Annotated in this window: 14 protein-coding genes; 7 read left to right on the top strand and 7 right to left on the bottom strand. The window is 47.7% G+C overall.

Going from position 1 to position 14,283, the window contains the following annotated elements:
• The first annotated feature begins 9 nt into the window (after positions 1-9).
• From ACO08K_RS01300 to ACO08K_RS01290, 3 genes are all read left to right on the top strand, one after another.
• The gene (locus tag ACO08K_RS01300; RefSeq protein WP_421794578.1) at positions 10-1,974 is read left to right on the top strand and encodes a gliding motility-associated C-terminal domain-containing protein; all 1,965 of its coding nucleotides are present in this window, start codon (positions 10-12) and stop codon (positions 1,972-1,974) included.
• A gap of 63 nt (positions 1,975-2,037) precedes the next feature.
• Positions 2,038-3,231 (top strand): outer membrane beta-barrel protein, encoded by a 1,194-nt coding sequence (locus tag ACO08K_RS01295; protein ID WP_421794577.1) that lies wholly within the window; start codon positions 2,038-2,040, stop codon positions 3,229-3,231.
• A 22-nt stretch (positions 3,232-3,253) separates the two neighbouring features.
• Positions 3,254-3,691, top strand: a complete 438-nt coding sequence (locus ACO08K_RS01290) for an OsmC family protein (RefSeq protein ID WP_421794576.1) — start codon at positions 3,254-3,256, stop codon at positions 3,689-3,691.
• Between the two features lie 133 nt (positions 3,692-3,824).
• On the opposite strand, the gene ACO08K_RS01285 is transcribed toward ACO08K_RS01290, so the two are convergent.
• On the bottom strand, positions 3,825-4,343 hold the full coding sequence (locus tag ACO08K_RS01285) for a DinB family protein (protein WP_421794575.1): 519 nt from the start codon (positions 4,341-4,343) through the stop codon (positions 3,825-3,827).
• Between the two features lie 81 nt (positions 4,344-4,424).
• On the opposite strand from ACO08K_RS01285, the gene ACO08K_RS01280 reads away from it, so the two are divergent.
• Complete coding sequence (locus ACO08K_RS01280) at positions 4,425-5,282, top strand: Cys-Gln thioester bond-forming surface protein (RefSeq protein WP_421794574.1); 858 nt, start codon at positions 4,425-4,427, stop codon at positions 5,280-5,282.
• On the opposite strand, the gene ACO08K_RS01275 is transcribed toward ACO08K_RS01280, so the two are convergent.
• Entirely contained in the window at positions 5,279-5,854 is a 576-nt protein-coding gene (locus tag ACO08K_RS01275) for a thymidine kinase (protein WP_421794573.1), read from the bottom strand. The genes ACO08K_RS01280 and ACO08K_RS01275 overlap by 4 nt on opposite strands.
• A gap of 274 nt (positions 5,855-6,128) precedes the next feature.
• On the opposite strand from ACO08K_RS01275, the gene ACO08K_RS01270 reads away from it, so the two are divergent.
• The 3 genes from ACO08K_RS01270 (at position 6,129) to ACO08K_RS01260 (ending at position 8,699) form a co-directional block, all read left to right on the top strand.
• A complete protein-coding gene (locus tag ACO08K_RS01270; RefSeq protein ID WP_421794572.1) occupies positions 6,129-6,383 on the top strand; it encodes a hypothetical protein in 255 nt (84 codons plus the stop codon).
• Between the two features lie 186 nt (positions 6,384-6,569).
• Complete coding sequence (locus tag ACO08K_RS01265; RefSeq protein WP_421794571.1) at positions 6,570-8,141, top strand: M20/M25/M40 family metallo-hydrolase; 1,572 nt, start codon at positions 6,570-6,572, stop codon at positions 8,139-8,141.
• A 108-nt stretch (positions 8,142-8,249) separates the two neighbouring features.
• The gene (locus ACO08K_RS01260) at positions 8,250-8,699 is read left to right on the top strand and encodes a hypothetical protein (RefSeq protein WP_421794570.1); all 450 of its coding nucleotides are present in this window, start codon (positions 8,250-8,252) and stop codon (positions 8,697-8,699) included.
• A gap of 3 nt (positions 8,700-8,702) precedes the next feature.
• Here ACO08K_RS01260 and ACO08K_RS01255 read toward each other — a convergent pair whose 3' ends face one another.
• From ACO08K_RS01255 to ACO08K_RS01235, 5 genes are all read right to left on the bottom strand, one after another.
• Positions 8,703-9,473, bottom strand: a complete 771-nt coding sequence (locus ACO08K_RS01255) for an exodeoxyribonuclease III (RefSeq protein ID WP_421794569.1) — start codon at positions 9,471-9,473, stop codon at positions 8,703-8,705.
• Between the two features lie 231 nt (positions 9,474-9,704).
• A complete protein-coding gene (locus tag ACO08K_RS01250) occupies positions 9,705-10,451 on the bottom strand; it encodes a ferredoxin--NADP reductase (protein WP_421794568.1) in 747 nt (248 codons plus the stop codon).
• A gap of 65 nt (positions 10,452-10,516) precedes the next feature.
• Positions 10,517-11,434, bottom strand: a complete 918-nt coding sequence (locus tag ACO08K_RS01245; protein WP_421794567.1) for a GYDIA family GHMP kinase — start codon at positions 11,432-11,434, stop codon at positions 10,517-10,519.
• A 6-nt stretch (positions 11,435-11,440) separates the two neighbouring features.
• On the bottom strand, positions 11,441-12,793 hold the full coding sequence (locus ACO08K_RS01240; protein ID WP_421794566.1) for a hydroxymethylglutaryl-CoA reductase, degradative: 1,353 nt from the start codon (positions 12,791-12,793) through the stop codon (positions 11,441-11,443).
• Between the two features lie 7 nt (positions 12,794-12,800).
• Positions 12,801-13,850: an isopentenyl-diphosphate delta-isomerase gene (locus ACO08K_RS01235; protein WP_421794565.1), complete on the bottom strand. Its 1,050-nt coding sequence runs from the start codon at positions 13,848-13,850 to the stop codon at positions 12,801-12,803.
• Positions 13,851-14,283 lie beyond the last annotated feature (433 nt).

The following is a 14,283-nucleotide window of genomic DNA, read 5'->3' as shown; positions in this document are numbered from 1 at the left end:
CGTTCCGCCATGACAGCACTATTAAATGCCTCGGCGGCAAGGCTTTTTTTCAGCATTACACTCTTAATTCCTTTACTGGGCTTGGGCCAAAACACCTTTCCCTGCGACGGATCATTCTACCTCGTTAACTTTACCAGCGGTGGCAGCCAGTTGGAGCGCCTTATTCCAGACTCTGGCACTGGAAAATTGATTGCAAGCACCATTCCCCTCAGTGAGCCCCGGCGGAAAATCACCTGCCTGGGGTATAGTGTAAGGGATCAATACCTTTACGCACTGGACTTTGATACCTATGACTTGTTGCGCATCGACAGTCGAGGGCAAATAGAGGTGTTGGGTGTCCCTGCCAATCTGGATACCAAGCTAAAATACCATGCTGGTCACGTAACTCCTTTGGGTCGGAGTTTAAGCATCATCGGCCGAGATCCAGCTACGCAGTTTGATAAAATCATCTACAACATCAATATCCAGGGGCCACCTTATTTTGCTTCCAGTCAGGCTTTGATCAGTGCTTTGCCCGTTCGACTCAACGATTTGGCTACTCACCCTTCATTGGGTGTGACTTATAGTTTTGATGCCAAAGGAAAACGTTTGGTTGATGTGGGCGGAGGCTTGGTCAGCACCTTTAATTACCCTGTCACCAGTGAGTATTTGTCCGCACTGTACTTTGATAAAACAGGGAATCTTTACGCTTACGGGAACCCCATTGCTGAAGATGACGCCCAAACCCATTTTTATGTCGATCGCCGTACGGGCAAAATGCGGTCTTTGGGGAAAGGGTATCAAGGTCGGGAAAGTGATGGCTGTTCTTGCCCCTATTCTCTTGATTTTGGGATGAAAATCACCCCCACTCAAGTTTTACCTTGCTCCGAAATTACCATCGAGTACACCTTTTTTAATGCCACCGGGGCCAATTGGCAGGACTTGGTTTTTCGGGATTCATTCCCTGCGGGTGTGACCATCAAAGCCATCGAAAAAAACTCAGCCAACCTGAGTACCGTCATCGGTGGGGTAGGCAGTAGTGTTTTTAGGCTCATCAACATGAACCTCATTCTGGAGACCAATACGATCCGCCTGAAAGCCTGGGTGGACGACTTACCCCCCGGCAAATACAGTGCCCAGGCCGCCTTGCAGTTTTTGCCCGCTTTGTACGGAGAACCCCTGGTTTCGGACAATTTGTTGAGCATTCAAGCGCGTGATTCCGCTTTTTTCAACGTGATTGAACCCAAATCCTTAAAACTGAATAGCAATCTACGCTTTTCCTGCAATGGTGATACGGCCTACGTTGAAGCTCCCCTCCAAGCACTTAGTTATCAATGGAGCGATGGCAGTACCGGAAAAACCCTGGTGACTACCCGCAATGGCCGGTATTCCCTATTGGCCAAAACACCTTGCCTGGATTATGTGGACACCATCGAAATTGGGGCGCGGCCTGCTGCTTTAGGGGCGACCATCCAATCGCCAGACCGCCTAGAATCTGGCGATCAAAGCACACTCACTTACACCACAACCGGTAAAGGCCCACTTACCGAAAGCTGGTCCACATCCGCAGGGCTTGAGTTGAGTTGTAAAGATTGCGCCAGCCCCGGTTTAAGTGCACTCAGTTCGGGGACAGTCTACCTAAAAGTACGCAATGCACAGGGATGTGTCGCTCTTGACAGCGCCTTTATCGAGGTAGTGCCTGTGCGCAAAGTATACATCCCCAATGCCTTCAGCCCCAATGGCGACCAACTCAACGATCAGTTTTATCTACAAGGCCGGGATGGTGGCCAAATTGTGCAGTGGCACATCAAAGATCGTTGGGGCAACCTTGTTTTTGAAAAAAAAGACCTCGCCATCAATGATCCCAGCCAGGGTTGGGATGGCACTTTCCGCGGCCAACGCTGTGCTGCAGGTACTTTTTTGTATGAGCTAGAAATTGAATTCCCCGATGGGGTGAGGAAACAGTTTAAGGGGGAAGTGAAGTTGTTGCGTTGAAAAATAAATTGTAGCAGTATAAAAACATGAATTTGGATAAGGCGTTAATTATGACAAAACAACATGCGCTACGTTTTCTACACCCTGTTTAATTTTCTTCTGCTAAATTCCGCTTTTGCCCAGAGTAATAAATTCCAGGCTGGCGAAATTTTACTCAAAAACGGCATCCAAAAAACAGGCTATATCCTCGGGCAGTTCCACCTCGATGCACCCAAAGGCGTCTACTTCAAACCCGATGAAGTCACCAAGTCCGAATACCTCGAATTTAGCGACATCCAGGAAGTCCGTTTTGGGGAAACCTTGCGCTACATCACCCATTGCACCCAAAACACCGCCCAGGAGCGTTGCCATTGGTTAAAAACCTTGTTGATAGGCAAAGTCAGTTTGCACCAAAGTGTTGCCGACGAAGGATTGTACTTTATGGAGGAAGGGGGGATTTTTAATGGCATCCGCAGCCCCAGTTTTGAAGGAACGCTTACTTTGCTCAAACGCAAGTGTGAGGGCTTTGTAGCGCCAGCGAATGCCAGGTTTGGCACAGCGAGCCTGATTCAAGTGGTGGCCAATTACGCTAAATGTAAATACCCTCAGGAACAGGTACAATCTTTGCAAAATGCTGAAGAAACTCCTGCCAACTGGTTTCTTGGACCTAAGGTGGGCGTCAATTTCGGTAATGCGTCAATTTTTGAAAATCACTATTATGGTAGAGGGGCCTACCAAGCTTCACCTGCTTTAACCTCCGGTGTAGCCTTACAACTTCAAATTGCTCCAAATTGGTCAGCTTCTATTGAGGTGGTGTATTTTCAACGGAGTTTCAGTGCAGATTCAGTCAACGTATGGCCAGTTGTTTCTCCCAATTATTCAAAAGTAAACCTCGATCTCGCATTTTTGGAGATTCCATTTGCCGGGCAATATTATTTTTCAAAGGGAAAAATTGCTCCCTACATCCAAGCTGGCTTATATCTGGGCGTTCCGATCAAAAGATCACTGGCAGAGGAGCAGTTTAGGGCAAATGCCGATGAACTTGAAGATCAACCCAAGAATAGTTTTCTTGGTCCTGCTTTTGGTTATGGAGGAGGTTTGGGACTTAAACTACAATTGAGTGAAAAAATGACCCTCCAGTTCTCAGGGCAATTCACCAAATTTGCAACCACCCTTAGCTCGAGCTCTAGAGCTTTTGAGTCCAGTGGTTTCGAAGACCGTACACCTATTGACATGCCAAGAATACAGGCTGGAGGGGTGTTGTTTTTTAGATTGTAAACAAACCAAGAATTCCAAACCCATGTCAAAACCCACCATTCTTCATGCCAGCATTGGCCGTGATACCTACAAAACCAGCCTGCAAACCGATGATCACCAACTGATCGGCGACGAGCCACCTTCATCCGGTGGCACCAACCTGGGGCCCGACCCCTACGAATTCATCCTGGCAGGCCTGGCCACCTGCACCGCGGCAACTGTGCGCATGTACGCAGATCGGAAAGCCTGGGATTTGGAAAAAATAGACTTGAGCTTATCCCTTCAAGTTGAAAAACTAAGTGGGACCCAAATCACCCATATCCAGCGCGAGATTCAATTTTTCGGCAACTTGAGTGAAGAACAGACGCAACGCTTGTTGGAGATCGCCGACAAATGCCCAGTGCACCGCCTGCTGACCCACGATGTAAAAATCGTGACCAAAGAGGTGAAAGAGGAAAAAGACATTCCCACCAATTCTTAAAAACCAAAGCGACATGATTTTCACAAAGGAAGCACAAAGAAACACAAAGCGAAGCGTCGTCAACGTCTAACTTTGTGTCCTTTGAGTCCTCTTGTTTTTTCCTTTGTGATAAAAAAATGTCGCTTTAAGAAACCTAAAGAATTGGCCAATATCTTTCCTCCAAAACCCGGAAATGATGCCGCTGATGCCCAGCCACAATAAATCCCAGTGCCAGTGTGGACATGGATTTTCCACTGGTGGTACCAATCCGCAACAACATCGAATCACTAAAACTGCGGAACAGGTGCAGTGTAGCGGTGCGCAAAGCCAAAAATTCAGCCTTTAGGTCCTCCAAACTGCGTTGATTCCCCTGCGCATGGGCAGCATAATCGTCTTCCTCAAAACTGGGCAAATTGGCCAGCTCGCCACGGGAAATGCACAGTGCTCGATAGGTCAATATGCGCTCCGTATCAATCAGGTGTTGTAGCACATCGCCACCTGTCCATTTTCCTGGAGCGTATACCCGATCGCCAAGCGCTTCCAGTTTATCCCAGGCAAAGTTTTGTAGCTCCTCTTGAGCACGGTCCAACATGGTGAGTAAGGCCACATCATCGGTTTGGTTGATGTAGCGGTCAAAGTACTCGGGCATAAAGGGTAGAGCAGATTTAAGCATGGTTTTTATGTTTATTGAGGCCAATAATTTTAAGGGTAAAATAAAGCGATTTTCACGGACGTTTCAGGAAAAAAATAAGACATGCTGCGCCAACCCTTCATTTTTCTCCTCCTGATCAGTCCTTTATTCCTGAATGCACAGAGTAAAAGTTTGTCCCAAGCCCTTTCAGAAGGCCTGGTTACCCTGCAAGCTGAAGGTTTGGGCGGGTACAATGGTGAATCTTTGCAGGCCACCGTCACCAATGTCGGCAAACGCGCGCTGCGCATTGTACTGGGGCCGGGCATGGTGTTTCAGTCCCAGGATACCGCCTTGCAGGACTTGTTGGTCGTTGACAATGAGGAATACGTGCTGGCTGCTAACCAAAAACGCAGTTTTAAACTGGTGGGCTATTGTTGTGAAATGCACCGCAGCGGCCCTGGCGAGGGCGCTGTTTTTCAACTGGTCAACCAAAGCAATGAAAAACTCAGCCAGGTAGCCACCTACCTTTACCGCAATTTTTTGGATAAAAACCCGATGACCCAACAAGCCATTTGGAGTGTAAGTGACAATGCCGACCTATCTGCCGTTTGGGACCGCAACCAGCCCGAAAAATCAAAAAAACTCATCGAATTCCTGGCACAACTGACTGGCCGCCCAGTACCCTGGTACCGCTCTGAATACGCCAAAGCCGCCCCCGGCCCTCAAATGGCCAAACGCCCGATGATGATGATTGAAGCGGATTGGGAATTTACCCTGCCTGAAAATGATTCCTTGACCCTGGCCGTTTTTAACGACGCTGGCGAACAGGTGGACGTGCTGATGACGAACAAGTTGTACAGCTCGGGGATTTATACTTTTACGTTTTCCTACAAAACCAATCGGCTGCCGAAGGGGGTATATTGGTTTCGGATGAGAGGGAAGAAGTTGGGCTTGGTGAAAGAACGGAAGTTGGTGTTTTAAATCACCTTCCCCAAATGATAACAAGTCCGACACCGTGGCTCGTACACATTTTTTTCGCCCAACACCACGGTCGCTTCCTCTTCTGACAAGCGATAGGAGTGGGTGGCTAAATTTCCGCAATGTGGGCAAATCGCATGCACCTTGGTGATGTACTCCGCCATGGCCAATAAATCAGGCACAGGCCCAAAAGGCATTCCCCGGAAGTCCATGTCTAGCCCTGCCGCGATGACCCGGATGCCCCGCATGGCCAGTTTTTCACAATTGCGGGGCAAGTCCATGTCAAAAAACTGGGCTTCATCAATCCCTACCACACTCACTCTTTCCGACAAGGCCAGGAGCTGATCCGAATGTTCGATGGGGGTGGAATGAATGGAATTGGCATCGTGTGACACCACCTTGGTATCATCGTAGCGGGTATCCACTTTGGGCTTAAAAATTTCGACTTGTTGGTTGGCAATTTTTGCCCGGCGCAAACGCCGGATCAATTCTTCCGTTTTGCCAGAAAACATGGAGCCGCAAATGACTTCAATCCAACCGCTGCGGTGGCCTTTAAAATGTGGTTCGAGAAACATGGTGCACTTGTCTTGAGCTGGAAAGATAGGCCACCCGAATGAGACCCGGGAAATTTTTGGCAAAATTCTTAACGCAAAATTTTCGCGACTTTTTTTCTCAGTGAACGGCTATACGCCCTTGCAGTTTATTTTCATTTTTGACCAAGATCTTGTTGCCAAAACAGCCAACACAGGTTGCCTGGCGCATCTCCGAAACAATAGTTGTGCATAATTGCTTTTGTGGGAAATCAATTTTTTCGTTTTTTAGCCTTTCATTTACTAAAAACTTACGATCATGGCTACTGAAAAACCACTAAATGAATTAAGTCTTGAGGAACTCCAGGCAAAAGAAAAATCAATGAAATCCTCAGTTAACCTTTGGACTGCACTTCTGATTTTGATGGCTCTTGGAGCGATCGCCAACACGATTTTTGATGGCTTCAGTACAGCTACCTGTATGCCCTTAATATTTCTCGTATTTTTTACTTCGGCGCATGGTAATTGGAAAAAAGTAAAAGCAGAGATTGCCACCAGGAATGATCTAATTTAGCGTAAAGAGAAACAAACCTACCACTGGCGCTAATTTAGCCTACCTCTGAATTCATTTTATCCCCCTTAGTCTACAAACTGGTATTTACTGCCGGACTTGTGCTATTTTACAGCATTGAATCTAATTTTGATGCCCTTTATTTCACAAGCAATTGGGACATCACCATTTAAAACCTGAGTAAAGAACATGAAAAAGCTCTCCTTACTGTTGTTATTGGTCGCCGCGACCAGTTTCAGCCTCCTGGCACAGGATGCACCCAACCCTACCCTCAACACCGCCATCCGTAAACATGGTATGGAAAAAAGCCAGGTGATGGACATTGCCTCCTGGGTTTGTGATGTATACGGGCCACGCTTGACGGGCTCCCCCATGTTGGACAAAGCGACAGATTGGGCACAAAAAACGCTCAAAGATTGGGGCATGAGCAACGTTCACCTCGAAGCCTGGGGGCCATTTGGTCGGGGTTGGGAGTTCTCCCATTTCGAAATGCATGCAACCGCACCCAACTACTTCCCAATCATTGCTTATCCTAAGGCCTGGTCGCCCAGCACCAAAGGGCTCGTGAGTGGAGAAGTGATTTATCTGCAGGCTGATGACGAGGCTGATCTCGAAAAATACAAGGGCAAACTGAAAGGAAAATTCGTTTTTCTGGATACCATCCGCACCATCAACGAATGGTTCGAGGCACCAGCTAAACGCCTCGTTGCTGAAGACTTGTTGAACATGGCCAACGCACCGGCTCCCGGTCGCCGGCCCGACCGCGATTTCAACCGCCTAGGTGGTTTTTCTTTCAACCAAAAGTTATTCAAATTCATCGTGGCCGAAGACCCATTGGCCGTAATCGACCGTGGCTTTAAAGGTGATTTGGGTACTGTGTTTATTACAGGTGCACGTGCTGATGAAGGCCGGGTACAAGACCCCAAAGCCAAGGTAATTCCTCAAGCGACCATGGCAGTTGAGCATTACAACCGCATTTTCCGCTTGATGCAAAAGGGTATTCCGGTGACTTTGTCCATGGAATTGAAAGCCACCTACACCAACCCCGACGGGATGGAGCACAACATCATCGCCGAGATTCCTGGCTCTGACCTCAAGGACGAAGTGGTAATGCTGGGTGCTCACTTCGATTCCTGGCATACGGGCACGGGCGCAACCGACAACGGAGCTGGTTCTGCTGTGATGATGGAAGCTTCCCGGATCATTCTGGAAACGATCAAAGAGACCGGGATTAAACCTCGCCGTACCATTCGCCTGGCACTGTGGACAGGTGAAGAGCAAGGCCTGCTGGGTTCAAGAGGTTATGTAAAAGACCACTACGCCAACACCAGTCCTGAAGGCACTATTCAAAGCATCAAAGAGGCCGAGCAAAGCAAAATATCCGGCTATTTCAACCTGGACAACGGCACTGGCAAAGTGCGTGGGATTTACCTACAAGGCAATCCAGGGGTAATGCCGATCTTTAGGGCCTGGTTGGATCCATTCAAAGACCTGGGCGCAACAACCATAACCCTGCAAAACACCGGTGGCACCGACCACCAGTCTTTTGATGCAGCGGGTATCCCTGGCTTTCAGTTCATTCAGGAGCCTATCGCTTATTCCACCCGTACCCACCACTCCAACATGGACAACCTGGATCACCTGGTGGCAGATGACCTGAAACAGGCTGCTACGGTGATTGCTTCGTTTGTATTGCATACGGCGATGCGGGATGAGAAGTTGCCACGCAAGGCTACGGAGTTGAAGGCGGGAAGTAATTAAATATATGGTGGAACTTTTCGGACTTTAGTGCCATTAAATAGGAATCGGCTTGAGCTTTTAACTAAGTTCAAGCCGATTCCTGTTAATTGACCTTCAAACCTTAAACAAATGGACACCACTACCACTATTGCTGTATCTCCTGTAGAGATTGAAGAACTCGTCACAGGCTTTCAAAATCACAGCCTACCTGCCGAACGTTGGACCCACCAGGCGCACCTCATCGTCGGCACCTATTTCGCCTATCATTTTCCACTTGAACAAGCCATTTATTACCTGCGTTCGGGCATCATCACCTACAACGTGGCCACTGGTGGCAAAAACACCCACGAGCGGGGCTACCATGAAACCATCACCCAGCTTTGGGCCATTCTTTTGAAAGCTTTTGTGCAAAAGAAATGTGCAGGCCTTTCCCTTGCGGAATCTTGCACGGCACTCCTGAATAGTCCATATGCGGCACAGGAAATCATGTTCAGGTTTTATTCCAAAGAGCTCCTATTCTCTACCCAGGCCAGAGCCCTGTGGGTAGAGCCCGATTTGACTCCTATTGATTGTGAGTAATCCCTATAAGAGGTTCTCGAATTCTACCAGTACCGGACAATGATCGGAGTGCTCGGCTTCGTTCATTTGCCGGGCTGCACGCAAGTGGTCACGTAGGTTGTTGCTCACCGATTGGTAGTCGATGCGCCAGCCCTTGTTGTTTTTGCGGGCCCCAGCCCGGAAACTCCACCAGCTGTATTCAACCTTGTCGGGATTTAAAAAGCGGAAGGCATCGGTAAACCCGCTGTCGAACCATTTGCTGAGCCATTCTCTTTCTTCGGGCAAAAAACCGGAGGAGTTTTTGTTGCCTTTGGGATCGTGGATGTCGCGTTCGGTGTGGGCAATGTTGTAGTCGCCTACAATGATGAGTTTTTTGCGCTCTTGCTGCAATTCGTGTGCCCAGCGGAAAAAGTCTTCCAGAAAAATCATCTTGAAATCCTGGCGCACATCTCCCGTCGTGCCGGAGGGAAAATAACAGTTGAGCACAGTAAGGTCACCAAAGTCGCTGCGCAGAATTCGACCTTCGTCATCGTATTTGGAAATCCCACAACCCGTGATGACTTGATCGGGCTCGTGTTTGCTGAAGGTTGCTACGCCGCTGTAGCCTTTTTTTTGCGCTGAATGCCAGTGTACGTGGTAGCCCAGATCACCAATAGGGGAGAGGTCGACCTGATCTGGACTTGCTTTGGTTTCTTGTACACAGATGATGTCGAACTGGTGTTCGCGCAGCCATTCGGCCCAGCCCTTGGTGAGGGCGGCGCGGATGCCATTGAGGTTGTAGGAGACGAGTTTCATAGATGTTGGTGTTCCCACGGCTAAAGCCATGGGGTGGTTTTGTATGGTGGCCTCCCACGGATAAATCCGTGGGTTGGCTAGATTTTACAGGGATTTTAGGGTCAGCGCGACAACACACCCACACTATCACACGGTCACACCTACACCCTTTCTTGGTGGCCTCCCACGGATAAATCCGTGGGTTGGCTAAGTTTATGCAAGATTTTAGACAAGCCCAATTCGTATTCTTTCTTAGCCGTAAAGTTCGGTGATGATCTGGCGCTTGTCGTAACCGATTTTGTCGAACAGGTTAAGGACGGCTTCGTCCACCATATTCTGCCAGCCACAAAGGTAAAATTTTACGTCGGAACGTAAAGTGGCGTATTCATTTAGGTAAAAAGAATGTACATACCCAGATTGGGCTTCAAAGGGAAATTGGGTGGGATCAAGTTCCGGCTCACGCGAAAGGGCAACCGAGAAGCGGAAATTGGGCAATTGTTTTTGCAATTCAATAAACTCTTCCTGATAGAGGATACCTTCAGTATGACGAGTCCCAAAAATCAGGTGCAACTTGCGGTGGGGAATATTTTCCTGCTGAATGTACTGTAACATGCTGCGGAAGGGGGCAACACCCGTACCCGTACACACCATCACCATGTCGTGGTCAATGGTTTCGGGCAATACAAAACCTCCATCGGGGCCCTTGAAACGCAAAGTCGAACCTACCTGTACATCATCGAACAAATACTCGGTGGCCTTACCTCCGTCCAAACGCACAATACAAAACTCCAGCTGGTTGCTGTCTGCCGGAGCGCTGGCAATGGAGTAACTGCGCCATCGTTGCAGGCGTTTGTCGCCAATGGGCAAATCCATGGTGACGAATTGGCCAGGCTTGAAGTTAAAAGCTTCTACATTGGGAATTTCCACCCAAAAACGGCGGGTATTTGGGCTGGCGGTTTGGATGTTGATGACGTTGGCGTCGTACCAGGTGGTCGGCATTGCTTGGAGTATTTCTTACAAAACGGTGTAAAGATATGCTTTGTTTAGATTGTTTCTAAATAAAATCAGAGAATCATTTCTGCATAACTCAGAATTACCTCAAATCCTTTTTCCTGAAAGTAGCTTTTTGTGCTTGCTGCATCCCGATCACTGGTCACCAACACAAAATCTCCACCCCAGGCGCCCAAAGATTTCACTACACCCCAATAATCTGGAAAACAAAGGTCTTGTGCTCGTGGCAATTCCAGCATGCTACTGACGATTCTTTCATGCTGAATCATCAAATTTTCAAACGTTTTGAGCGAATCGCAAGCTACCATATCCAGCGTTAATTGATTGATTTCGGCTAAGGAAGCTTTTACCTTCTCGCCCAAAGCCCGATACCGCTGAATGCCCTCCCGGCTATTCTGCTTTTTCCCCAAATACACAAAGTAAAGCTGGTCAGCAAAAGCTGGATGAAAAGCCACGGGTCGCGCAACTTGATTTTGATAAACTATGGGCCCCTTTGCCAGCGCACAAGCCAAATCATAACCTGAACCTCCAAAGGTTTTGGCCAATAAATCATAAGGATTCACTTGGGCCAAATGCGCCACAAAACTGATGAGCGTAGAACTGCTGCCCAGGCCCCAATGCCGGGAAAAATCCAATTGGCTTGTAACAGCACATCCTGCGAGGTTATTCATAGGAATTTTGGATAATAAAAATGCCTGCTCCAAAACCTGAATCAGCCGTTGAACGGGCTCGGAGGGCTCAGCTGATACAATCCTAAGACTGGGAATTTCTAAAGTGATATTGAACCAGGAGGTACCATCGGCATCATAGCTCTGCCAGCTTAGTTCTCCCATTTTTCCAGGTTCAACTTTAAAATGTTGCCCCAAACGGGTAGGCAAGGCCAGTGCCATCGCTCCGTCCAGTACAAAGTACTCTCCGGTCAGCAGCAATTTGCCTTGTGCATGGTATACTTCTCCTAGGAATGGCGACATGGGCATCTACATTACATTCACTGCAGGTTTGGCTTTTTCTTCCTCCCGGCGATCTAAAAACTCGCGTACTGCCGAGAATGAAACCACTCGATCCTGGAAGTATTCTACCGCAGCCGTACAATCATCAGTATCACCTCCCAAATGATTGAGGATGTTCATCAGGTGCATTTTCATATGCCCTTTTTGAATACCAGTGGTCACCAGGGAGCGTACCGCGGCAAAATTTTGCGCCAAACCAGTAGCGGCTATAATGGACATCAATTCCGGTGCAGAAGGTTGGCCCAGAATTTCCAGAGACAGATTAGCCAATGGGTGCAATTTGGTCAATCCACCCACAGTGCCAAGTGCAATTGGTAAATCAATCCAAAATGTAAACATTCCGTTTTCAACCTGGCAATGGCTCAAACTCCGGTATTGCCCATCCCGGGCGGCATAGGTATGCCCACAGGCTTCAGTTGCCCTGAAATCGTTGCCAGTGGCGATGACCACGGCATCCACACCATTGTAAATGCCTTTGTTGTGGGTGGTAGCCCGATATGGGTCGATTTCGGCAATCCTGACTGCTTTGGCAAATTTTTCAGCAAAGCCGCGCCCATCCAAATTGATGCAAGCATCATCCAGTTGTTCAACCGGACAACTTACTTCGGCGCGTACGATACAATCGGGCGTATAGTTGGACAAGATGGCCATGATGACCTCTACTTCCCGTTCACTTGCGCTCAAACTGCTTTGGGAGCTGATAAAGTGCTGCAAACTGCGACCAAACTCCTCCAAAACCGAGTTGATAAAATTGGCGCCCATGGAGTCACAGGTTTGAAAACCTACCTTTAGTTGGTAATAATTGGCTTCCAAATGGCTCATATCCTGCAACTCAATCGATGAAATGCCACCACCCCGTTTTTCCATGTTGTTGGTGATGTGCCGAACATCGTTGAGCAGGGTATGGGAAAGTGCGGGCATCAAGGCCTGGAGTTTTGAGCTATCGCCTTTCCAGCTGAAGTGCAATTGCCCTAACTTGGTGGTGCCCAATACGCTGGTTTTGAAACCTCCTTTGTGCAACCAAAATTTGGCGGCACTGGCAGCCGCTGCGACCACCGAACTCTCCTCGATGACCATAGGAACAGCGTACATTTGCCCATCCACCAAAAAATTGGGGGCAATGCCGTATGGAAAGACAAAATTACTCAGGGTGTTTTCACTGAATCCGTCCAGAATGCGTTGTATTTCAGCGTCTTCATGCCAAAAACTGCGGAGTGACTCCAACGTACTCTCCTCATCGGCAGAAAAATTTTTAGCCAGCCATTGAATTTTTTCCGTTTTGCTCAGCTTATGGAGTCCTGATATTGATTTTTCCTGCATTCTTGTGTTATCTGACCTTTAAAAATGCTTGTGCCAGTTCTAGTCCTTCAATCTGTGCTGCAATATAAGTATGCAAAGTTGCATATTCACCTTGCGCGTATTTCAAAAAACCAGAAGCTTGCCCATAAATCGCAGGCATTTTTACCTTATTGATGAGGTAATACCCGTCTAAAAAATTTTGGATGCCACCGGAAATGATCACCGCTGGGCACTTGACCCGATCTCCCAATTCTGCAATCAATTGATTGACAAAACCTACCATTTCAACAGCGTTATGGCCTACATTGGCCAACTGCCCATAGATCAATTGCTTTTCCTCTGAGTCGCGCAGCAATTCCAGTTTGGCAAAATTGGTTCCTCCTGCGGCAGCAAAATCAACCGCGGCTAACGGAAGTTGCAAAAGCGCCTTCATACTCTCAAGTCCCATTCCTTGCCCTACTTCCTTGACGATGATTGGGGCCTTAAGGTATTCCAAAATAGTTTCAATGGTCTGTAAAGGGGGCTGAGAAAAGCGGTCGCCTTCGGGTTGGAGCCATTCCTGGAGCGGGTTTACGTGAATGATCAAGCCATCTGCTTCAAGTTTGTCGAGCAAAATATTGATTCGATACAATTCATTGTTTGTGATGAGTTGTTCCAATTGTGCTATGCCGAGGTTGGCGAATAGGGGCTGCCCCTTCATTAATGGTTTGACCGCAAAATCGGTTAATCTATCATCACTGTACAACAATTGACGACAAGAACCCAAGCCCATACCCATTCCAAATTCGCCACATGCTCTGGCCAGATTGTGATTGATGGTATTTGCCATGGCAGTTCCCCCGGTCATGCTGGATACCCATAAAGGTGCGCGGAAAGTATGCCCTAGAAAGTTGAAAGCTGGCCAGGAGCCTGCTTGTGGATGTGCACTAAACAATGGTTCGTAGTAGAATCGGGCATCTAACTCCCCTGAATTTACCTGTGAGCGGAAAGCCAGTTGGATGTGATCACGTTTGCGTTCTTCCGCAGTAGGATCTTCCTCCGGTTGGGCCAAAATGTCAGCTTTATTGGGCTTATTCATCAAAACGAGTATTCATCCCACAAAATTAAGCAATTAGGGCGATAAAAAAATAAGTGCTCGTTTTGGCAAAGGATTAGATGAGAAAACGCTTCATTTCAAGTGTCTTATCTAATCCTTTGGCTCAAGAAAAATGAGCACTTATTTTTGCCCCACTACTTATGCGGATGCAATGACGTAAAATCAATTTCGGGAGTGAAACAAGATGTGTGGTGGAAAGTTTTGCAGATAGAAAAGAAAGAAAAAAAGGAGAGGAAAATAATTTTTACCTAATTTTGACAAATACGAAAAAGTGGAAGACAAGTCCGAACAAATATCTTGCTTGAGTAGCTGTACGTTCGGACTTGGAGCTTCCTGCTCAAAATTAGAAACGCTTATTTACATAGAGGTAATCGCAATATTGGTGGTGGAACAACTGAAAGCGCCCCACAAAAAA

Origin of the sequence: Haliscomenobacter sp., assembly GCF_965225875.1 — a bacterium.
Lineage (GTDB): Bacteria > Bacteroidota > Bacteroidia > Chitinophagales > Saprospiraceae > Haliscomenobacter.
The sequence above is the reverse complement of the archived record's forward strand: the minus strand, read 5'-3'. Positions and strand labels throughout refer to the sequence as shown.